The 20160-nt window shown below is 59.6% G+C and carries 20 protein-coding genes and 1 tRNA gene; 11 read left to right on the top strand and 10 right to left on the bottom strand.

Annotation, left to right across the window (positions count from 1 at the left end):
• Positions 1 to 90: 90 nt before the first annotated feature.
• From JOE32_RS11155 to JOE32_RS11145, 3 genes are all read right to left on the bottom strand, one after another.
• Positions 91 to 417 carry an Arc family DNA-binding protein gene (locus tag JOE32_RS11155; protein ID WP_003193592.1) on the bottom strand — a complete coding sequence of 109 codons (327 nt, stop codon included), beginning with the start codon at positions 415 to 417 and terminating at the stop codon, positions 91 to 93.
• A 407-nt stretch (positions 418 to 824) separates the two neighbouring features.
• A complete protein-coding gene (locus JOE32_RS11150) occupies positions 825 to 1004 on the bottom strand; it encodes a PA3371 family protein (protein ID WP_209983996.1) in 180 nt (59 codons plus the stop codon).
• Between the two features lie 10 nt (positions 1005 to 1014).
• The gene (locus JOE32_RS11145; RefSeq protein WP_209990479.1) at positions 1015 to 1242 is read right to left on the bottom strand and encodes a hypothetical protein; all 228 of its coding nucleotides are present in this window, start codon (positions 1240 to 1242) and stop codon (positions 1015 to 1017) included.
• A gap of 348 nt (positions 1243 to 1590) precedes the next feature.
• Between JOE32_RS11145 and JOE32_RS11140 the strand changes: the two genes are divergently transcribed.
• Both JOE32_RS11140 and JOE32_RS11135 read left to right on the top strand, forming a co-directional pair.
• Positions 1591 to 1667 (top strand) — tRNA-Arg (locus tag JOE32_RS11140).
• A gap of 283 nt (positions 1668 to 1950) precedes the next feature.
• A complete protein-coding gene (locus JOE32_RS11135; RefSeq protein WP_209983994.1) occupies positions 1951 to 3336 on the top strand; it encodes an MFS transporter in 1386 nt (461 codons plus the stop codon).
• Between the two features lie 57 nt (positions 3337 to 3393).
• Here JOE32_RS11135 and JOE32_RS11130 read toward each other — a convergent pair whose 3' ends face one another.
• From JOE32_RS11130 to flgA, 4 genes are all read right to left on the bottom strand, one after another.
• Positions 3394 to 4143, bottom strand: a complete 750-nt coding sequence (locus JOE32_RS11130; protein WP_209983992.1) for a flagellar brake protein — start codon at positions 4141 to 4143, stop codon at positions 3394 to 3396.
• A 96-nt stretch (positions 4144 to 4239) separates the two neighbouring features.
• Positions 4240 to 4710, bottom strand: a complete 471-nt coding sequence (locus JOE32_RS11125) for a flagellar protein FlgN (protein ID WP_209983990.1) — start codon at positions 4708 to 4710, stop codon at positions 4240 to 4242.
• A 48-nt stretch (positions 4711 to 4758) separates the two neighbouring features.
• The gene (flgM, locus tag JOE32_RS11120) at positions 4759 to 5085 is read right to left on the bottom strand and encodes a flagellar biosynthesis anti-sigma factor FlgM (RefSeq protein WP_003233506.1); all 327 of its coding nucleotides are present in this window, start codon (positions 5083 to 5085) and stop codon (positions 4759 to 4761) included.
• Positions 5086 to 5226: 141 nt separating this feature from the next.
• Positions 5227 to 5985, bottom strand: coding sequence for a flagellar basal body P-ring formation chaperone FlgA (flgA, locus tag JOE32_RS11115; RefSeq protein ID WP_209983988.1), 759 nt, complete (start codon positions 5983 to 5985; stop codon positions 5227 to 5229).
• Between the two features lie 81 nt (positions 5986 to 6066).
• Between flgA and JOE32_RS11110 the strand changes: the two genes are divergently transcribed.
• Positions 6067 to 6999 carry a chemotaxis protein CheV gene (locus tag JOE32_RS11110; protein WP_057010069.1) on the top strand — a complete coding sequence of 311 codons (933 nt, stop codon included), beginning with the start codon at positions 6067 to 6069 and terminating at the stop codon, positions 6997 to 6999.
• Positions 7000 to 7041: 42 nt separating this feature from the next.
• On the top strand, positions 7042 to 7869 hold the full coding sequence (cheR, locus tag JOE32_RS11105) for a protein-glutamate O-methyltransferase CheR (RefSeq protein ID WP_209983985.1): 828 nt from the start codon (positions 7042 to 7044) through the stop codon (positions 7867 to 7869).
• A gap of 84 nt (positions 7870 to 7953) precedes the next feature.
• On the opposite strand, the gene JOE32_RS11100 is transcribed toward cheR, so the two are convergent.
• Entirely contained in the window at positions 7954 to 8736 is a 783-nt protein-coding gene (locus JOE32_RS11100) for a hypothetical protein (protein WP_209983983.1), read from the bottom strand.
• Positions 8737 to 9060: 324 nt separating this feature from the next.
• On the opposite strand from JOE32_RS11100, the gene flgB reads away from it, so the two are divergent.
• The 5 genes from flgB to JOE32_RS11075 all read left to right on the top strand — a co-directional run bounded on the left by flgB (position 9061) and on the right by JOE32_RS11075 (position 13253).
• Complete coding sequence (gene flgB, locus JOE32_RS11095) at positions 9061 to 9468, top strand: flagellar basal body rod protein FlgB (RefSeq protein WP_003233501.1); 408 nt, start codon at positions 9061 to 9063, stop codon at positions 9466 to 9468.
• 3 nt (positions 9469 to 9471) lie between these two features.
• Positions 9472 to 9915: a flagellar basal body rod protein FlgC gene (gene flgC, locus JOE32_RS11090; protein WP_003233500.1), complete on the top strand. Its 444-nt coding sequence runs from the start codon at positions 9472 to 9474 to the stop codon at positions 9913 to 9915.
• A gap of 16 nt (positions 9916 to 9931) precedes the next feature.
• A complete protein-coding gene (locus tag JOE32_RS11085) occupies positions 9932 to 10654 on the top strand; it encodes a flagellar hook assembly protein FlgD (protein ID WP_209983982.1) in 723 nt (240 codons plus the stop codon).
• Between the two features lie 31 nt (positions 10655 to 10685).
• A complete protein-coding gene (gene flgE / locus JOE32_RS11080) occupies positions 10686 to 12002 on the top strand; it encodes a flagellar hook protein FlgE (RefSeq protein WP_209983980.1) in 1317 nt (438 codons plus the stop codon).
• 174 nt (positions 12003 to 12176) lie between these two features.
• Positions 12177 to 13253: a hypothetical protein gene (locus JOE32_RS11075; RefSeq protein ID WP_245229014.1), complete on the top strand. Its 1077-nt coding sequence runs from the start codon at positions 12177 to 12179 to the stop codon at positions 13251 to 13253.
• A 66-nt stretch (positions 13254 to 13319) separates the two neighbouring features.
• On the opposite strand, the gene JOE32_RS11070 is transcribed toward JOE32_RS11075, so the two are convergent.
• Positions 13320 to 16214, bottom strand: a complete 2895-nt coding sequence (locus tag JOE32_RS11070; protein ID WP_209983977.1) for a ribonucleoside-diphosphate reductase subunit alpha — start codon at positions 16212 to 16214, stop codon at positions 13320 to 13322.
• A gap of 601 nt (positions 16215 to 16815) precedes the next feature.
• Between JOE32_RS11070 and JOE32_RS11065 the strand changes: the two genes are divergently transcribed.
• Together JOE32_RS11065 and JOE32_RS11060 are read left to right on the top strand one after the other, a co-directional pair.
• On the top strand, positions 16816 to 17541 hold the full coding sequence (locus tag JOE32_RS11065; protein WP_209983974.1) for a response regulator: 726 nt from the start codon (positions 16816 to 16818) through the stop codon (positions 17539 to 17541).
• On the top strand, positions 17538 to 19148 hold the full coding sequence (locus tag JOE32_RS11060; RefSeq protein WP_209983972.1) for an ATP-binding protein: 1611 nt from the start codon (positions 17538 to 17540) through the stop codon (positions 19146 to 19148). The genes JOE32_RS11065 and JOE32_RS11060 overlap by 4 nt, the downstream gene beginning before the upstream one ends.
• 81 nt (positions 19149 to 19229) lie before the next feature.
• On the opposite strand, the gene JOE32_RS11055 is transcribed toward JOE32_RS11060, so the two are convergent.
• On the bottom strand, positions 19230 to 19946 hold the full coding sequence (locus JOE32_RS11055; RefSeq protein ID WP_209983970.1) for a 4'-phosphopantetheinyl transferase superfamily protein: 717 nt from the start codon (positions 19944 to 19946) through the stop codon (positions 19230 to 19232).
• Positions 19947 to 20160 lie beyond the last annotated feature (214 nt).

Raw genomic sequence — 20160 nt, 5'->3', positions numbered from 1 at the left:
CTCGCTCCTGATGAAGAGTGGCCCCTCAAATTTCAGGCAAAAAAAAGCCAGCATTCAGCTGGCTTCGGCTTTCAATTTTGCAATCTTGAATCAATTGGCTTCTGCGGCCGCCTCAACGTCGTGCGCGATAAGCGAAACGAGGGCATTCTGCTGGCGGTGGGAAAGCTGACGAAAGCGCTGCAGCAGCTCGCGTTCGTGCAGTGACAACTCCGGACTGTCCAGACGCATGCTCAGCTCTTCACCCAACGCACCTTCCTGAATAAGGCTCTGCTCCAGGCGCGCGATGATTTCAGAGTTCATGCTGCGGTGATGATTGCGAGCCACCTCGGCAATGCGTTCCCGCATACCGTCTGGCAGACGTACGACGAATTTGTCAGCCGTACGGCTGGAATAAATTGCCTGTTTCAATGGGCGCATATATTTAACCGGTTAGTTCAGGGGAGCGGTTTTTGGAATTGGCCGCAAGGATGAGTGTTAAGACAAGACTCACGACCAAAGTTCAACCCGAATTGCAAAGAGGTCGCATCATGCCTCAGATTCGACATTTCCTTGGCGTCAATTCTGTGACAAATATTGAACTGCCTAAAGGCTTTATGCCAGCACTGATTTGCATTTTTGCGGACTGGTTTGAATATTTTTTGCGTGGCGCGCGCGTTAAACGCGGATCAACACGCCAACCACCGCAGCGAATGTCTGGAGGGCGCACATCGTAAAGCAATATGGCTGTTTGCCCCTAGTGCTAAGACTAGTGGCATTCTGCCAATTTACTAGGTCTATACGACGTAAGGTAGGAGAAGGCGGGGGAGGTGGCGCAACAGCAGCTTTCAGCGCAGCACAGGATCGAACTTGATACGGCGACCGACGATCAGCGTGAGAACCAGCAATACAGCGAACACCGCACTGGCGATAAAGGCTTTGATTTGCCCCTCTTGCGCAGAGGCCTGAAGGCCAAAAGCGGCGCTGATCAGGGTTAGGCAGAGAAACAACCAGGAGGATTTGGACATGACAGCTTCCTTAGAAAACCCAGTGTTCAGCGGCGGGAGCTGACTGTGCATTCTGTGTGACGCGCACAGGCGTTTGCGCATTTGCAGTCATCACCGCCAATTGCGGACGCTGCTGCAGGTGGTGTGGAACGGGCTGGCGAAGCTGCGCAACGTCATCACCTGTGGTCGACTGGAAATGAAACATCACCAAAGCGGCGAGTGCCACGGTATTAAGGGCTAACAGAAGGGCACTGTTCATGTTCATGTTCTCCGCCGATTGCTCTGCCAGGTTGGTGATGGGTTGTCCGTGTAGGACTTGTCTTATAGAAGATATTGCAGATGCCGTGCCAATGTTTATTTTCAATAAAATCAATGGGTTGGGCTTAAGCAACTGGGCTTTCTGATTGCAATTTGCAATGCTGGCATTTTGGGGGAGTGCATTTTGCACGATGCCCTGCAAGTCCCGGTTTTACTGGGCCAAGTAGCGATCTGCCGGGCGAGGAATGACCTACACGTAAAAAGCCAACGGACGACATGACAAAACGGACCTTGGCCGTTAACATGCTCGCCGTCCGTCGCCATGCCTTTGGCCGGGCGACTGTCATTTGTCCCAGTAGCTCAATTGGATAGAGCATCCCCCTCCTAAGGGGAAGGTTGGCCGTTCGAACCGGCCCTGGGACACCAGATTCAAAGCCCCGCGCAGCTCATTTGGCTGGCGGGGCTTTTTTGTGCGCGCTCGGCGCGGATCCAGTCGAACCTTGGCACTGATCCGGGTTCACAGCAGGGGCATCCGGTATTTCTCTTAAAGGTGTACCTTCCATGCGCTCGCGCGGCGTCTGAGCTGTAGTTAATCATGCTGAACACATTAATCTCCGCAAACAGCGCGTATCGCCTGTCCGGATTCGGCGACGCGGGACTATCATTCCGCTAGCCCTGACCCTACTGCAAGGAGCCGCTCGGAACGCCGATGCGCCAAATCTGGAAATCTTTTCGAGCCCTTTATTTCGCCTCTTTGATGATGCTGATCGGCTCAGGCCTGCTCAGTACTTACCTGGCACTGCGCCTCGCGGCCGACCATGTCGACAGCCTGTGGGTGGGCGCCTTGATGGCGGCCAACTATTTCGGCCTGGTGCTGGGTGGCAAGATCGGGCACCGCCTGATTGCGCGCGTCGGGCATATTCGTGCCTACGCCACCTGTGCCGGCATCGTCGGTGCGGCTGTGCTGGGCCATGGCCTGATCAACTGGTTGCCGGCCTGGATCGTGCTGCGGGTCATTGTGGGCCTGGGCATGATGTGCCAATACATGGTCATCGAGAGTTGGCTCAATGAACAGGCCGAGGCCAAACAGCGTGGCTTGGTGTTCAGTGGTTATATGATCGCGTCCTACCTGGGGCTGGTACTGGGTCAGTTGATTCTAGTGATGCATCCCGCGCTCGGTCTGGAACTGCTGATGCTGGTGGCTTTGTGCTTTGCCCTGTGCCTGGTGCCGGTGGCCATGACGCGCCGCATTCACCCGGCACCCCTGCACCCGGCACCGATGGAGCCGCGCTTCTTTATAAAGCGCGTGCCACAGTCACTGAGCACAGTGCTGGGGGCCGGGTTGATCGTCGGTTCGTTCTACGGCTTGGCGCCGCTATATGCATCTCAGCAGGGGCTGACCACCGAACAGGTCGGCCTGTTCATGGGCTCGTGCATTTTCGCCGGGTTGTTGGTGCAGTGGCCGTTGGGCTGGTTGTCGGATCGCTATGACCGCGCGCTGCTGATCCGCTGTTTCGCCTTGTGCCTGGCGGTGGCGGCATTGCCGCTGGCGATCATGACCAGGGTGCCTCTGGAAGTGTTGTTCGTTGCTGGCTTTTTCTGTTCGCTGGTGCAGTTCTGCCTGTATCCGCTGGCCGTGGCGTTTTCCAATGATCATGTCGAGGGTGATCGTCGTGTGTCGCTGACGGCCATGCTACTGGTGACCTACGGCGTCGGTGCCAGCATCGGGCCGCTGTTGGCCGGTGTGGTCATGAAGATGTTTGGCAGCCACATGCTGTATGCGTTTTTCAGCCTGTGTGCCCTGGTCCTCGTATGGCGTATCCGGCCGAAGGCGGTGACCAACCTGCATCAGGTGGACGATGCGCCGCTGCACCACGTAGCGATGCCCGACAGCATGTCCAGCTCGCCACTGGTGGCTGCGCTGGATCCGCGCGTGGACGAGGCGGTGGTGCAGGAACAGATGCAGACGCCGGTTGCAGATCCTGAGCCTGAACCCGAGTCGCCGTCACCGGTTGACGAGCCAGGCGCTGAGGAACCCGCGGAACCAGTGGACCCGGACGAACACCCTCATGACCTGAGCAGGGCGCGCCCCTGAAAGCAAAAACGGGCAGATCCCATCAGGATCTGCCCGTTTTTTGTCGCGATTCGCTTGTCAGAAATCGTCGTCCTTGTCGAACCGACGTGCTTCACGTTGCAGCTGGTACACAAACCGTTCGACCTGACGCTGCACCAGCCCGCTCATGTTATGAAAGCGCACGCCGGCGAAGGTGGTATTGATACGATCTTCGAAATGCAGGTGACGCAACTCGACGGAGGTAGTCATGCTGCCAAAGGGCAGGGCGGCGATAAACCGGTCGTACACCTGGCCCAGTTGCAAACGCTCGGAGATGTCGCCTTCAAAGCGCAGCTTGCAGCCGGTAGCGGAGATATCCAGCAGTTTTCCGTTGACCGGAAATTTGAGCCTTTCGCCACCCAGCTCGATGTTCACCAGTTGCGCCAGCTTCAGCGCGGCGCGGAAGGCGTTACGGCGCTGATGATAAACCACCTCGTCCGGCATGCTGCCGGTATAGATACGGTGGCCGTCTTTCTCGCTGATTGTGAGGGTGCCCTTGCTTTCCCAAGCGACACGCACGCCATCGTGGAAGCCCTCGATGCGAAAGGGTTCGCCGCTTTCAAGGTGGCGCTCGCCGTCGCGCGGGATCATTTCGTCCATGACCAGAATCTTGCCGTCGCGGTCCACGTCCACCAGGTAGCTCTGGAAGCGCTGGCTGCGTTCGTGGAAGGTGATGATCAGCGGGTCATGACTTTCTTGCAGCATCCGCAACGTGCTGGCGATTTCCAGAGGCGTGGTGAGCACCTTGGGTGGCTGCGGGGCATCTTCCGCATTAAGGGCGTTGAACACGGTTCTTCCATCTCCAGACAATATACGACTACTCGCAAGAACCGGCATTTTGCCAGTATGTGGCGCGCCTTGGATAGGCCGCGCTGCAAACCAGCGTCAGGCTTGGCTACGGGTACTGGGTTTGACCAGGCGGGAGGTGGAACCCTGAGCGTTGTACAGCGCAGGTGGCTCACCGCCATGAAGTATGCGCAACTGGTTGGCGGTCGTAGCTTGCTGCAGCTGGATCGACTGGCCGTTGAGGAGGTTGGCTTCCTGGCACTGGGTGAGCAATTGATTGAGCGCTTTGCTCTGCTCCAGCAGTTGATCACCGACCGAGGAATGGCTGGCCAACTGGGCGAGACCGTCGTGGTCGGCCGGCAGGCCGAGGCTGGTGAGAATCTGGCTGCGCTTCTTGCCGTGCTGTTCGAGCAGGACAATCAACGATTGTTTGCGCGCCAGGATTTCTTCGAGCAAGGGCATGTCCCGACCGTAGAGGGCCAGGGATTCTTCTTTGAGCAGCTCGAGCAATTGTTGCGTCGGCGCCAGATCATCGATGATCAGTTCAAGCAAGGTTTCGTCGTGGTGCATGGCAGGCCTTGGGGTTTAAGCGTCCAAAAGCCCGGCGCAGGCCAGTGCCTAGCGCTCGGCTTCGAAATTAAGCAGCTTGCTGGCTACGCGGTTGCTGTCGACTTTATAGCTGCCATCGGCGATCGCCTGTTTCAATTCGGCCACGCGGGCCTTGTTGACAACCGGTTGGTCGCGCAGCGAGTCAGTGACCTTCTGCAACTGCTGAGCCTCATTGCTCAAGTGTACGGATTCCCCGCTCTGGCTGGCGCTGGCCTGTTCCGTCTTCGCGGCAGGCGCTGGCTGGGCCTTGGCTTCTGCGCTTTCCTTGGTGCCGCTGGTGCGCGTAGTACCTGGCAACGCCGGGGAGTTATTTAAACGGCTGAAATCGATGACCATGATAAAAAACCTCTGGGTATTTGGACGCTTGCCATGTTTTCGGCCATACCCAAACAAACTTTAGGCTCGATTGACAATAAAACTGCGCGCGCAGGCGTCTGGCCCACAGTGTAGGAAAACCCGGCGTCCTGTACCAGTGTTCTATAAAGCCACCTCCACTTGCCCGGGCGCCGTTACGCGCGCCTTGATCACACGGTTGGAGTTGAGGTTCTTCACCCGAATCTGTTCACTCATACCGCCGTTGGACAGCGCTTCCCCCGGCATTCTTACGTTCAGCCCGCCGCTGCTGGCGGAGATCACTACCTGATCGCCCTTGCGGATGACCTCGGCCTGCTCCAGATGCACCAGGGTTATCACCTGGTCGGTGACCACCGGTCGGGTAAGTTTCTGCCCGATGGCCTGGTCGACCGAGGTCAGATAGCCCTGGCTGATCTGACTGATGTCGCGTTCACGCATCACCACATCCTCGAAACCAATAATGCCGGTGCGTTTCAGCGGCCGCGCCACGACTACCACTTCGCGGAACAATTTGACCTGCGCCGGCACAAACACGGTCCAGGGCGACGCGCCTTCGCAACGTACTTTTACCGTTACACGCCCGATTGGCTGGGCCGGACTTTCCAGGCTGGCTGTCAATTCCTTGTCGCACATCGGCATACGCAGACGCGGGTCGAGCTGCTTGACTTCGATCTCATAACGGCCGGGCGTCTGTGTGCTCGCCAGATAATCTTCTACAGTGAACTCAAGAAAGCCCTGAGTGACGCCGATAAGGAGATCAGGCAGGGTGACGTTGTCGGCGCGAGCCGCTGCGCCTGAGCCCAAGGCAAGCAATGCCAGCGTGACGCAAAGCAATCTGCGGTACGTTGGAAGGCGTCGGGAAACTGTCGTTTTAAGGTCCATGACCAATAAATAGCAAAGCTCGTGCCGTTTAGAGTGGAGTGCGCGTCGCACCCCCAAAGGTTTTAGCGTAGGAGTCTGGGCATGGCAGGTGTAATGGATTCAGTAAACCAGCGCACACAGCTGGTAGGGCAGAATCGCCTCGAGTTGCTGCTGTTTCGTCTGGACGGCAAGCAGCTGTATGGCATCAACGTGTTTAAAGTGCGAGAAGTGCTGCAGTGCCCCAAGCTGACGATCATGCCCAAGTCCAGCCCGGTGGTGTGTGGCGTGGCCAACATCCGGGGCGCGACCATTCCGATTCTTGACCTGGCATTGGCCACCAGCGCCGCCGGGTTGCAGGACCGCCAGAACCCGTTCGTGATCATCACCGAGTACAACACCAAGACCCAGGGTTTCCTGGTGCGCTCGGTGGAGCGCATCGTCAACATGAACTGGGAAGAGATCCATCCGCCGCCCAAGGGCACCGGTCGCGATCACTACCTCACGGCAGTGACGCGGGTCGATAACCAGTTGGTGGAAATCATCGACGTGGAGAAGATCCTCGCCGAAGTGGCACCGACCTCGGAAACCATCTCGGTGGGCGTGGTGGATGCCGACACGGCGCACAAGGCGATTTCGTTGCGCGTGCTGACCGTGGATGACTCTTCCGTGGCGCGCAAGCAGGTGACCCGTTGCCTGCAGACCGTCGGCGTGGAAGTGGTGGCCCTCAATGATGGTCGCCAGGCCCTGGACTACCTGCGCAAGCTGGTGGACGAGGGCAAGAAGCCGGAAGAAGAGTTTCTGATGATGATTTCCGACATCGAGATGCCGGAAATGGACGGCTATACCCTGACGGCCGAGATACGCAACGATCCACGCATGCAAAAACTGCATATCATCCTGCATACTTCGTTGTCGGGTGTTTTCAATCAGGCCATGGTCAAGAAAGTCGGTGCCGATGACTTCCTCGCCAAATTCCGCCCTGATGACCTCGCATCCCGGGTAGTCGACCGGATCAAGGCAGCAGATCACGGCTAGGGGATTTCCCCTGGCGGTCACACGATTTAAGAGGCGGTATCTTTGTCTACGGGTAATTTGGATTTCGAACAGTTCCGGGTCTTCCTGGAAAAGGCCTGTGGCATATTGCTCGGTGAAAACAAGCAATATCTGGTATCCAGCCGCCTCAACAAGTTGATGGAGCTGCAGGGTATCAAGTCGCTGGGCGAGTTGGTGCAGCGCATCCAGGGCCAACCGCGCAGCGGGCTCAAGGAAATGGTGGTCGATGCCATGACCACCAACGAAACCCTGTGGTTTCGCGACACCTACCCGTTCGAGGTACTCAAGAACAAAGTACTGCCGGAAGCCATCAAGGCCAGCCCGGGTCAGCGTCTGCGTATCTGGTCGGCCGCCTGCTCGTCGGGGCAGGAGCCCTACTCGATCTCGATGGCCATCGATGAGTTCGAAAGAACCAATATCGGCCAGTTGAAAGCCGGTGCGCAGATCGTCGCCACCGACCTGTCCGGCACCATGCTCAACAACTGCAAGACCGGTGAGTACGACAGTCTGGCCCTGGGCCGGGGCCTGTCGCCGGAGCGGCTGCAGCGTTTCTTCGACCCCAAGGGCGCGGGACGCTGGGCGGTCAAGGCGCCGATCAAGAGCCGAGTGGAGTTTCGCTCGTTCAACCTGCTCGACAGCTACGCCAGCCTGGGCAAGTTCGACATGGTGTTTTGCCGCAACGTGCTGATCTACTTCTCGGCCGAGGTAAAGAAAGACATTCTGTTGCGCATCCACGGCACCCTCAAGCGCGGCGGCTATCTGTTCCTCGGTGCTTCGGAGGCACTCAACGGTCTGCCGGATCATTACCAGATGGTGCAATGCAGTCCCGGGATTATTTACCAGGCCAAGTGATGTTCACTTGAAAAAACGGGAGGCTCTGCAAAGGCCTCCCGTTTTTTATGCGCGCAGCAAACGAGACCCTTCAGCCAACCGTACTCAGGGCCTGAGCGTCATGCGGATATTGCTCAGGGACAGGCGATGAGCCCCCCTGGGCACCGTCTGGTTGAAAATGCCCAGCCGCACGCTGGTCGTCGCGGTGGCGGTGAATGACCCGGTTCCGGTCTGTGGTTGGGCCTGGGTAATGTTTTTTACGTCAGCGCCAATCCGGCTGCCGTTCATCGTCATGCACAAGGCCGAGCCATCGCTGACAGCAGAGCCGCCAATGACGTCGAAGCTGAAATCGTAAGTGCGCCCCGCAGTCACCGGTACTGCACGCGTGATGATGTGAGCGCTGACCGGCTGGCTGATGAGCAGGTCCACCACCACGCTGCTGTTAATAACGTGCAGTAATCCGCCCACGTAGGGCCCCTGGGGTACCCAGCCTTGAAGCGTGTTATCGCTGAAATCCCATACGGTGGCAGGAGGCGGCACGATGATGGGCAGGGGATTGATAAATACTCGCGCGGTTGGCGCAGCCGAGAGCAGCCTTGCGCGGTTGATGGACAGCAGCAGATGCACGAGGGTGCCTGCGCTGACTTCTACAAAACTTTTAGGGATCAGAAATTCGAGTTTGGGAGCGCTTTGGGCAATCTGAAAGCTCTGGTTGAACTCGCCACCACGCACAGTACTGCTCAGGGTCAGAAAGACCCTGTCGTCCTTTTCAACCGGGAAATCGGCAGTCAGTCCAGCGGAGTGACCGGTAATAAGTTGGGTGTTCAGCTCCGCAGGGGTGGGTGCTGAGTTTTGTTCGTTGAATCTTGGCAGCGGGATAATCAACATTTCAAACCTCTGCGGCACACATTAAGGGGGTCGCCGAATAAGGCCTCCAGGCGACAGATACCGCAACTGTCAGAAATGACAGTCAAGACCAACGGTGGTGTCTTCCTGCCCACTCAGTGAGGGTATTGACGGGTGGCCGTCCCTGCGTAAAGCGGCAAGCACCGTTGCCGCTTTACTGGCGCCACGCGGAAGCCGGTTGCCGCTTTTCTGGCATTGCTACCAGACCTGTTCCCGCAAACCCTTGAATTACGGGCCTTGCGCACATTGGCATGCGCCTTGCTATGACCTTGTTACGAACAGCAGGTCAGCCTAAAGGTTTCCGCCATGAGCATCAGCTTCGATAAAGCGCTCGGTATTCACGAACAAGCCCTGGGCTTTCGCGCAAAGCGTGCCGAAGTCCTGGCCAACAACATTGCCAACGCCGATACCCCGAACTACAAGGCTCGGGACCTGGACTTCTCCGCCGTGCTCGCCGCACAGCAGGACAAGACCCAGAACGGCACCTTCGCTTTGAACATGACCAACAGCCGTCATATTGAAGCGCAAGGCCTGAGCAGTGGTGACGAGTCGTTGCTGTATCGCACGCCGATGCAGCCGTCGATCGACCAGAACACCGTCGATGCTCAGTTGGAACAGTCGAACTACGCCGAGAACTCGGTGAACTTCCAGGCCAGTTTCACCCTGCTCAACAGCAAATTCAAAGGGCTGATGTCAGCCCTGCGTGGAGAGTAAGCCATGTCCCTGTCCAGTGTTTTCAATATTGCCGGTAGCGGCATGAGCGCCCAGACCACGCGCCTCAACACCGTGGCCAGTAACATCGCCAACGCCGAGACCGTGTCTTCGAGCATTGACCAGACCTACCGCGCTCGCCACCCGGTGTTCGCCACCATGTTCCAGGGTGGGCAGAGCGGCGGCAGCGATTCGTTGTTCCAGGATCAGGGCAATGCAGGCTCCGGCGTGCAAGTGCTGGGTGTGGTCGAGGACCAGAGCAACCTCGAGGCGCGTTACGAGCCCAACCATCCTGCTGCGAACGAAAAGGGTTATGTCTACTACCCCAACGTCAACGTGGTCGAGGAAATGGCGGACATGATCTCGGCCAGTCGCTCGTTCCAGACCAACGCGGAAATGATGAACACCGCCAAAACCATGATGCAGAAGGTCCTGACCCTGGGTCAGTGATAAGGGGCGCCAACTAATGGCCATCGTTGATACGTCAAACAACTCGGCAGTCCAGGACCTTTTCAATTCCAAGGTCAAGACCGCCCAGGACAACACCAGCCTCACTGACGCCGCCGCAGGCGCGACGGGCAGCCAGGCAATGGGCAAGGATGCTTTCCTGAAACTGCTGGTAACCCAGTTGAAAAACCAGGACCCCTTGTCGCCGCAGGACAACGGTGCGTTTGTGGCCCAACTGGCACAGTTCAGCAGCCTTGAAGGCATCAACAACCTGAACGACTCGGTCAAGGCGATTTCCACCAACGTGACCTCGTCGCAGGCGCTGCAAGCGTCTTCGCTGGTGGGCCGTTCGGTGATCACCCAGACCGACAAGACGCTGGTCGACACCAGCAAGAGCATGACCGGCTCCGTGAATGTGCTGGCGTCGGTGGGCAATGTCGCGGTCAAGATCACCGACAAGGACGGCAACACCGTGCGCACCCTCGACATGGGCGCCCAAAGCGCCGGTTCCCAGAGCTTTATCTGGGACGGCAAGAACGACAAGGGTGAGGTTGCGGCTGCGGGGACTTACACGTTCACGGCCACCACCAAGAATGACGCGGGTGATTCCGTCGCCCTGGCCACCTCGCTGCCGGCAACGGTGACCAGCGTGACCCTGAGCCAGACCGGCGGCGAAATGCTGCTCAACCTGGCAGGCGGAAGCAGTATCAAGCAGTCGCAAATCCAGACCATCGGTTTATAGAGCCCGCTAACTACGGTGCAAGGAGAAATACATGTCTTTTAACATCGGCCTTAGCGGCCTCTATGCGGCCAACAAACAACTGGACGTGACCGGCAACAACATCGCCAACGTTGCGACCACGGGCTTCAAGTCGTCCCGTGCGGAGTTCGCCGACATCTACGCGGCGTCCAAACTGGGCACCGGCCAGAACAGCATCGGCAACGGCGTGAACCTGGCGGCGGTATCCCAGCAGTTCACCCAGGGTGACGTGAACGGCAGCGGTGGCATCCTGGACATGGCGATCCAGGGCGGCGGCTTCTTCATCCAGAAGGGCAGCGACGGTGCCTTGCAATACACCCGCAGTGGCGCCTTCCGTGCCGACAAGGACGGCTACATCACCAACAACACCGGCACCTCGCGCCTGCAAGGTTATGCCGCGGATGACAACGGCAAGATCATCAAGGGCGGCCTGACCGACCTGCAACTGAACCTGTCGAACCTGCCGCCCAAAGCCTCCAGCAAAGTCGATTCGGCCAGTAACCTGAACTCCTCGGAGGTTGTGATCGACCAGGTGGCCAAGCCGTTCAACCCGAGCGACACCAGCACCTTCACCACCCAATACAGCACCACCTTGTATGACACCCAGGGCAATTCCCACGCCATGGTGCAATACATGGTCAAGTCGGACTCCAACCAGTGGAAGTCCTACACCTTGATCGATGGTCGCAACCCTGATGGCAGCGCGCCGACGGGCACCGGTGCTGTCGCCCCGGTGGCCTCGACGCTGTCGTTTGATACCGCCGGCAAGCTCACCGGTATCGTGACCCCGCCGAGCACGGCGTCCAACACCACGTTGACCATCTCCAACTGGGTGCCGGGCACTGTGACCAATGGCGTGTGGAAGGCTAACGGCGCTGCCGCCAACGCCGCGGGTGTGGCCGTCAACATGGCCACGATCACGCAGTACAACTCGGCCAGCTACCGCAACCCGCCGGTCACCGACGGTTACGCGACCGGCCAGATCACGGGTCTGAAGATCGACGGCAACGGTGTGCTGTTCGCGACCTTCAGCAACCAGCAGAGCAAGGCCATCGGCCAGCTCTCCCTGGCCAGCTTCAACAACGAACAAGGTTTGCAGCCGGCGGGCAGCACCACCTGGAGAGAAACCTTCGCCTCGGGCCAGCCGGGCTACGACACCCCGCAATCCGGCACCCTGGGTTCAATCGTGTCCAACTCCCTGGAGAACTCCAACGTCAACCTGACCAACGAGCTGGTGGACCTGATCAAGGCCCAGAGCAACTACCAGGCGAACGCCAAGACCATCTCCACCCAGAGCACCATCATGCAGACCATCATCCAGATGACCTGATGGGGTAGCGCTCCACAGAAAGCCCCTCTTTTTGAGGGGCTTTTTTCTGGGCGTAGGAAAACGCCAGCGGACTATCAGGTTATGCCTTGAAATGCCGGCGGGAGGAACGCGCCATGCCCGCTTTGCCACTGATGGGCCAGGGCCCACGAGGCTAACCAATCAAAGGGGCGGGTTATGTGGAATTCAGGGGTATCAGGGTTTGCTGGCGCACGTGCGGGCGTTACCCCGGGGGGAGCGCGTGGCGAGACGCCTGCGGTGGTGCCGGTGGCCGAGGTGGCGGCGCTCAAGCAGTTGCTGAATGAACTCTTCGATGCACAGCAGGACGGCAAAAGCCAGACGGTCAGGGAGACGCGCGACAAGCTCAATGCGTTGCGCGAGAAGATAGGCGATGAGCCGTTCAAGAACCTCCTCAAAAAATTGATTGAGGACGCGGATCGCAAGTTTCTTCAATTTCTCAAGCAGTTACTGAGCGGATGGTTTCCTGAGGACGATGCGGCCTTGCCTTCACTGCCGTTGCCGGGAGGCGGCGGTTCAGGCCCGCGCGTCAGGCCTGAAAATTTCGGTTCCGTAGAATCCATGAGCAACAAGCCCTTCACCCAAGGGGCGCGTTTTACCCATTACACACCCGACAAAAGCAATCCGGGTAAAAAGCCTGGGATGGGCAGAGAGCCTGGCAATATCTGGTCCGGGTTCAGGCAAGGGCCGGATGGGAACTGCGTAACGGTTTCAGCCATAAAAAGCGCGATGATGAAGTTCGGTCAGAAGCCCACCGATATTTTCCGCGACGTGAAAGCGGCTGGCGATGGTTGGGATGTTCAAATGCGAGATGGTTTCCAGCTCCACTTGAGCAAGGGCGAATTGCAGCAGGCCGCCCAGCAGGCCCGCTTCCTGGGCGATGATCCGGCGATGATGACCGACGCCAACTTTCTGTATGCCGCGAGTGCCAAACGGGCGCAGATGGAAGGCAACAATGGCTTTGGCGAGGGCAATGATCACAATGCCCGCAGGAGCTACCTGGATGCCCTGGTAAGCCTGAACGACGGTGAACATGCCAGCGAAGGCCTGGATCGTTTGGGGCTCAAGGGGCTTTACCGGCAATCGTCGCGTGATGAGCTCGCCAGCGGCGCGTTGGGCGTTGTGAACTACGGCGGCCATTCGATGGCGGTCATTGGCGGGCAGGTGGAGTTATGGGGGGGACGAGGTGGGCGCCCACAACAGGAGCAGCGCGGTGAAGCGTACGCCTTTGTGTAGAGTGGGCGAGGCATGAAAAAAGCCCGTCAACCTTTCGGTTGACGGGCTTCGAGTGACGCGCTCAGCTTATTGGCAAGCTTCGCAATCCGGCTCATCAATGGCGCAAGCCTTTGGCACTGGCGCCGGACCGGCTGGAGCAGCCAGCACCGAATCATCACCGTGGTTGCCGCTGGAAACCGCGTTCAGCTTGCCGGTGTTGATGGTCGACTTCTCGGTGCTGGTCGCAGCGAGGGCACGGAGGTAGTAGGTGGTTTTCAGGCCACGGTACCAGGCCATGCGGTAGGTCACGTCGAGCTTCTTGCCCGATGCGCCGGCGATGTACAGGTTCAGCGACTGCGCCTGGTCGATCCACTTCTGACGACGGCTGGCGGCGTCAACGATCCACTTGGTGTCCACTTCGAAGGCGGTCGCGTAGAGCTCTTTGAGCTCCTGCGGGATGCGCTCGATCTGCTGCACCGAACCGTCGTAGTACTTCAGGTCGTTGATCATGACCGAGTCCCACAGGCCGCGGGCTTTCAGGTCGCGCACCAGGTACGGGTTGATCACGGTGAATTCGCCCGACAGGTTCGATTTCACATACAGGTTCTGGTAGGTCGGTTCGATCGACTGCGACACGCCAGTGATATTGGCGATGGTTGCGGTCGGTGCGATGGCCATGATGTTGGAGTTACGAATGCCTTTTTGCACACGGGCACGTACCGGCGCCCAGTCCAGGGATTCGTTCAGGTCAACGTCGATGTACTTCTGGCCACGTTGCTCGATCAGGATCTGTTGCGAATCCAGCGGCAGGATGCCCTTGGACCACAGCGAACCCTGGAACGTCTCGTAGGCGCCGCGCTCGTCGGCCAGGTCGCAGGAAGCCTGGATCGCGTAGTAGCTGACCGCTTCCATGGACTTGTCGGCGAACTCGACCGCGGCATCCGAACCGTAAGGAATGTGCTGCAGGTACAGCGCGTCCTGGAAGCCCATGATGCCCAGACCGACCGGACGGTGCTTGAAGTTGGAGTTCTGCGCCTGTGGCACCGAGTAGTAGTTGATGTCGATCACGTTATCGAGCATGCGCACTGCGGTGTTGACGGTGCGTTCCAGCTTGGCGGTGTCCAGCTTGCCGTTGACGATGTGGTTCGGCAGGTTGATCGAGCCCAGGTTGCAGACGGCGATCTCGTCCTTGTTGGTGTTCAAGGTGATCTCGGTGCACAGGTTCGAGCTGTGGACCACGCCCACGTGCTGCTGCGGGCTGCGCAGGTTGCACGGGTCCTTGAAGGTCAGCCATGGGTGGCCGGTTTCGAACAGCATCGACAGCATCTTGCGCCACAGGTCTTTGGCCTGGATGGTCTTGAACAGCTTGATCTTGCCTGGGTACTGGGACAGGGCTTCGTAGTACTCGTAGCGCTCTTCGAAGGCCTTGCCGGTCAGGTCGTGCAGGTCCGGCACTTCGGACGGCGAGAACAGGGTCCACTGGCCGTCATCGAAGACGCGCTTCATGAACAGGTCCGGGATCCAGTTGGCGGTGTTCATGTCGTGGGTACGACGGCGATCATCACCGGTGTTCTTGCGCAGCTCGATGAACTCTTCAATGTCCATGTGCCAGGTTTCCAGGTAGGCACACACCGCGCCTTTGCGCTTGCCACCCTGGTTGACCGCTACGGCGGTGTCGTTCACGACTTTCAGGAACGGCACCACGCCCTGGGACTTGCCGTTGGTGCCCTTGATGTACGAACCCAGTGCGCGCACCGGAGTCCAGTCGTTGCCCAGGCCGCCGGCGAATTTGGACAGCATGGCGTTGTCATGGATCGCGTGGTAGATGCCCGACAGGTCATCCGGCACGGTGGTCAGGTAGCAGCTCGACAGCTGTGGACGCAGGGTGCCGGCGTTGAACAGCGTCGGGGTCGACGACATGTAGTCAAAGGACGACAACAGGTTGTAGAACTCGATGGCGCGGTCTTCTTTATGCTTCTCTTCAATCGCCAGGCCCATGGCCACGCGCATGAAGAACACCTGTGGCAGTTCGAAGCGGATACCGTCCTTGTGGATGAAGTAACGGTCGTACAGGGTTTGCAGGCCCAGGTAGGTGAACTGCTGGTCGCGCTCGTGGTTGATCGCCTTGCCGAGTTTTTCCAGGTCGAAGGTGGCCAGGATCGGGTTCAGCAATTCGTATTCGATACCCTTGGCGATGTAGGCCGGCAGGGCCTTGGCGTACAGGTCGGCCATCTCGTGGTGAGTGGCGCTGTCGGCCACGCCCAGGAAGCCCAGGCCTTCGGCACGCAGGGTGTCCATCAGCAGGCGCGCGGTCACGAACGAGTAGTTCGGCTCGCGTTCAACCAGGGTACGGGCGGTCATCACCAGGGCGGTGTTGACGTCGGTCAGGGCCACGCCGTCGTACAGGTTTTTCAGGGTTTCGCGCTGGATCAGCTCACCATCGACTTCTTCCAGGCCTTCGCAGGCCTCGGTGATGATGGTGTTCAGGCGGCCCAGGTCCAGTGGTGCAAACGAACCGTCGGCCAGGGTGATGCGGATCGACGGGTGAGCCTGTACCGCGGCGTCTTCGGCCGGGGCGCGCACGGCACGCTCTTTGGCGCGCGAATCGCGATAGATCACGTAGTCGCGGGCGACTTTCTGCTCGCCGGCACGCATCAGGGCCAGTTCAACCTGGTCCTGGATTTCTTCGATGTGGATGGTGCCGCCCGACGGCATGCGACGCTTGAAAGTCGCGGTGACCTGTTCGGTCAGGCGGGCAACGGTGTCGTGGATGCGCGACGAGGCGGCAGCATTGCCGCCTTCAACTGCAAGAAACGCTTTGGTGATGGCGACGGTGATCTTGTCATCGGTGTAAGGAACGACAGTGCCATTACGCTTGATCACGCGCAGTTGGCCAGGTGCGGTGGCGGACAGATCCAGGTTCGAATCAGCGGCCTGCGGCACGGAGCCCTGCGGGTTCTCGCGAGTTGTGTCGGTTTGCATGGGGGGGTTGTCTCCACGTTCTATATTTGATTGCGAGTGCCAGGCTTTTGCCTGCAACACCCGTACCGTTTTCCATATCGGGATGGAGAACAGCTGCCATCCGCTTAAGCGATTTGGTCTACTGAAAAAAATCGTTGGTTCTACGCTGCACACGCCATAAAAAACTTGAATCAGGGACTGCTTCTGTGGTTGGGCAAATTGGGCGAAAACCCCACATGTAGGGTCTACCTTGCCGCCGAGCTACAAGATAATGCGTTTTGGAGGGGTTAGCAACGCAGTAACCTGTGGATAACTCGTGGGTAAAATGTGTAAGAAAGGTTCAGTGCCGGTGTAGGCCGCATTACTGCTGCATCTGACCGTTTGTCGTTGAACATTCAGCTCGCAATGCAGGCCGTGCAATTTCGAAGGGCGCGAACCCTACCATAAAAAAAGGCGATCACCGAATGCACTTCCTGTCTTGTGTCAGAGGGCTGGCCCATGGCTACAATCGGCCTCACTTATGCCCCCCAAATATGACAAAGACGCTATGGTCTGCGCACATTCAAATGTGGGAAGGGGGTGGTGTCCGCCGGAGGGCGTTTCATAACAACGAGGATCACCCGTGGAGCAAGCACCCTGGCACCTGTTGATCGTCGAGGACGACGAGCGATTGGCCGAGCTGACCCGTGAGTACCTGCAGAGCAACGGCCTGCGGGTGTCGGTGGAAAGTAACGGTGCGCTGGCCGCGGCGCGCATCATTGCCGAGCAGCCGGACCTGGTGATCCTCGATCTGATGCTGCCCGGCGAGGACGGCCTGAGTATCTGCCGCAAGGTGCGCGCGCGGTATGACGGCGTGATCCTGATGCTCACCGCGCGCACTGACGACATGGACCAGATACAGGGCCTGGACCTGGGCGCCGACGACTATGTGTGCAAGCCGGTGCGCCCGCGCCTTTTATTGGCGCGCATCCAGGCATTGTTGCGGCGCAGCGAACCGGCAGAACCGACCAGCGCCCCTCACCAGCGCCGCCTGCAGTTCGGCCCGCTGGTGGTCGACAGTGCGCTGCGCGAAGCCTGGCTGCACGCTGTCGCTATCGAACTGACCAGCGCCGAATTCGACCTGCTCTGGCTGCTGGTGGCGAACGCCGGGCGCATTCTGTCCCGCGAGGAAATCTTCATCGCTCTGCGCGGCATCGGCTATGACGGCCAGGACCGCTCCATCGATGTGCGCATCTCACGCATTCGCCCCAAGATCGGCGACGACCCGATCCACCCGCGCCTGATCAAGACCATCCGCAGCAAAGGCTATCTGTTCGTCGCCCAAGCCGCTGCGGATACGTCGCTGTGAACTCGATCTTCCTGCGCATCTACGGCGGCATGTGCGCCGCCCTGGTCCTGGTGGCGCTGCTCGGCGTGCTGGCCCTGCACCTGCTCAACGAAGTGCGCAGCGACCAGTACCGCGAGCGCCTGGCCCACGGCACATTTGCGCTGATGGGCGACAACCTGCAAACCATGAACACCATCGAGCGTCAACGGGCCTTGGCCATGTGGGAACGTCTGCTGGGCATCCCCCTGCAACTGCGCCCACTGGCCGACGCCCGGTTGGACCTCGGCCAGCGCAGTCGCCTGCAGCGCGGCCAGGTACTGGTGGAGCAGACCGGGCCCCATGCCGCACGGGTGCTGCGCCTGGTCAGCGAACGGGAGCAACTGCTACTGACGGGCGACGTGCAGCAGATCAGCGAGCAACTGGCCCGTGCGACGATTTACCTGCTGGCCGACGAATTGGTGCGTTTCCCCGTGGCCGAGCAGCCGCAGCGCCTGGCCGCTCTGAAAGAGGCCAAGGGTTTTGGCTTTGATATGCACCTGTTGGCCCTCGACCAGGCGGATATGGACGACGACCAGCGCCGCCGCGTGACGGAAGGCGATACGGTGATGGCGCTGGGCAAGGGCGGTGACTCGATCCGCGTGTTTGCCGGCATGGCGGGCACGCCCTGGGTGCTGGAAATCGGTCCGCTGTATCAAATGAATCCGTATCCGGTGCAATGGCTGGTGCTGATTGCGCTGGCAGGCCTGACCCTGATCGGCTTGATCGTTTATTTTCTGGTGCGCCAGTTGGAGCGGCGCCTCAAAGGCCTGGAAGCTGCCGCCACGCGGATCGCCGAGGGTGATCTGCAAGTGCGTGTGCCGGCACGCGGTGCCGATTCGTTGGGTCGCCTGGCCGCTGCCTTTAATGGCATGGCCGAGCACCTGCAGCAATTGCTGGCGATTCAGCGCGAGCTGGTGCGTGCGGTGTCCCACGAATTGCGCACGCCGGTGGCACGTCTGCGTTTCGGCCTGGAAATGCTTGGCGACGCGGCCACGCCCGAAGCGCGACGCAAATACCTGGACGGGATGGACGGCGATATCCAGGACCTTGATGGCCTGGTCGACGAAATGCTCACCTACGCCCGGCTGGAGCAGGGCGCACCGGCGCTGAATTTTCAGCGGGTCGACCTCGATGCACTGCTCGATCAGGTCATCGGCGAGTTATCGCCACTGCGTCGCGAAGTCACCGTCAGTCGAGGTGACTGCCTGTCATCAGCGCAAGGGGATGACGCCTGGGTCGATGCCGAACCGCGCTACCTGCACCGCGCCCTGCAAAACCTGGTAAGCAATGCCATGCGCCACGCCCAGGCACATGTGTTGATCAGCTATCAGGTGGGCGCGTCGCAGTGCCGTATCGACGTTGAGGACGACGGACCGGGAGTGCCGCAAAGCGCCTGGGAACGCATCTTCACGCCGTTCCTGCGTCTGGACGACAGCCGCACCCGTGCCTCCGGTGGGCATGGCCTGGGCCTGTCGATCGTACGGCGGATTATTTACTGGCATGGCGGACGGGCATTGATCGCCAAGAGCCATAACCTGGGCGGGGCGTGTTTCAGCCTGAGCTGGCCGAGGGTGCAAGGTAAGCCCTGAGACCGCTATCGGGAGCAAGCCCCCTTCCATGTTTGGAATGCGTTCCCCTGTGGGAGGGGGCTTGCTCCCGATAGCGGTGTATCAGCCGCTGACAGCCACCAGACTCAACAATTGCCCGTCATTCACCACAAACTGCCCCTCCAGCTCCTTGCCATCGCACCACTCACTGGAAAGGTCCGTCAGCAACCGCAGCCGCACGTGACCTGTGTCCGACCAGTCCAGCACCTCGGCATGCTCAAAGTAGAAGCGCTTTTGCACAATCGGATACAAGGCCTTGAACAGGCTTTCTTTCACCGAAAACGTCAGGGTCACCACCTGTGCAATCTGTGCCTGCGGCAACAGGGCCATGCGCTGCAACTCATCGGCCGTCAGAATCTCTGCGGCCAGACGCTGCGCCCGCTCCAGTGTGAGCATGTTCTCCACATCCATCCCCAGCCCGCGCCACTGCGCCTTGTGGCCGACAATCGCCGCCGCATGCCCGGTGCTGTGGGTGATGGAACCGCTGATATGCCCCGGCCACACCGGCGCGCGATCGTCGCCAATTGCCGGGGTGTAGTCCAAATGATCAAGGCATTGCAGGGCGGCGCGGGCACACACGCGGCCGGCCAGGAACTCTGCCTGGCGCTTGGCCACCGAGCGCTGGATGCTCGCTGGCGGCGGCACTGCGCAGCGCTGAAAATCGCCGTTGTCCAACCGCGCCGGGTCAAAGCGGGTGCTGAAGAACACCGTGCCGGGCAGGGGCGCGGGCAGGGGCCAGTGGCTGTCGAGTGGGGTGCAGCATGTGGGTAGGGGCGTCATGCGCGGTATTTTGCCGAGTTGGCGCGCCAGTGGATACCCCGCAGTGGTTCAGGCCAGGTTCAGAGCTTGTTCAGGGGGAGTTCAGGGGCACGTGCGTAGTCTGCATGGGACCAGCCGTCGGGGTTCTGGGCTGTGCAGGCGGGTTACCGCCTCAGCGGCCAGTGCAACGGGATTAAAATACGCCAGCAAGACTTGCAGGGCCGCTATGATATCC

The sequence above is a fragment of the Pseudomonas sp. PvP025 genome (assembly GCF_017832155.1).
Taxonomy (GTDB): Bacteria; Pseudomonadota; Gammaproteobacteria; order Pseudomonadales; family Pseudomonadaceae; genus Aquipseudomonas.
This window is presented reverse-complemented; position numbering and strand designations above follow the sequence as displayed.

Excerpts from the sequence above, each read along its gene's own strand:
- JOE32_RS11110 (WP_057010069.1), top strand. The coding sequence starts at position 6,067 with ATGGCAGGTGTAATGGATTCAGTAAACCAGCGCACACAGCTGGTAGGG.
- JOE32_RS11085 (WP_209983982.1), top strand. The coding sequence starts at position 9,932 with ATGGCCATCGTTGATACGTCAAACAACTCGGCAGTCCAGGACCTTTTC.
- JOE32_RS11135 (WP_209983994.1), top strand. The coding sequence starts at position 1,951 with ATGCGCCAAATCTGGAAATCTTTTCGAGCCCTTTATTTCGCCTCTTTG.
- JOE32_RS11125 (WP_209983990.1), bottom strand. The coding sequence starts at position 4,710 with ATGCACCACGACGAAACCTTGCTTGAACTGATCATCGATGATCTGGCG.
- flgA (WP_209983988.1), bottom strand. The coding sequence starts at position 5,985 with ATGGACCTTAAAACGACAGTTTCCCGACGCCTTCCAACGTACCGCAGA.
- flgB (WP_003233501.1), top strand. The coding sequence starts at position 9,061 with ATGAGCATCAGCTTCGATAAAGCGCTCGGTATTCACGAACAAGCCCTG.
- flgM (WP_003233506.1), bottom strand. The coding sequence starts at position 5,085 with ATGGTCATCGATTTCAGCCGTTTAAATAACTCCCCGGCGTTGCCAGGT.
- JOE32_RS11155 (WP_003193592.1), bottom strand. The coding sequence starts at position 417 with ATGCGCCCATTGAAACAGGCAATTTATTCCAGCCGTACGGCTGACAAA.
- JOE32_RS11075 (WP_245229014.1), top strand. The coding sequence starts at position 12,177 with ATGTGGAATTCAGGGGTATCAGGGTTTGCTGGCGCACGTGCGGGCGTT.
- JOE32_RS11150 (WP_209983996.1), bottom strand. The coding sequence starts at position 1,004 with ATGTCCAAATCCTCCTGGTTGTTTCTCTGCCTAACCCTGATCAGCGCC.
- JOE32_RS11070 (WP_209983977.1), bottom strand. The coding sequence starts at position 16,214 with ATGCAAACCGACACAACTCGCGAGAACCCGCAGGGCTCCGTGCCGCAG.
- flgE (WP_209983980.1), top strand. The coding sequence starts at position 10,686 with ATGTCTTTTAACATCGGCCTTAGCGGCCTCTATGCGGCCAACAAACAA.
- JOE32_RS11100 (WP_209983983.1), bottom strand. The coding sequence starts at position 8,736 with ATGTTGATTATCCCGCTGCCAAGATTCAACGAACAAAACTCAGCACCC.
- JOE32_RS11145 (WP_209990479.1), bottom strand. The coding sequence starts at position 1,242 with ATGAACAGTGCCCTTCTGTTAGCCCTTAATACCGTGGCACTCGCCGCT.
- JOE32_RS11055 (WP_209983970.1), bottom strand. The coding sequence starts at position 19,946 with ATGACGCCCCTACCCACATGCTGCACCCCACTCGACAGCCACTGGCCC.
- flgC (WP_003233500.1), top strand. The coding sequence starts at position 9,472 with ATGTCCCTGTCCAGTGTTTTCAATATTGCCGGTAGCGGCATGAGCGCC.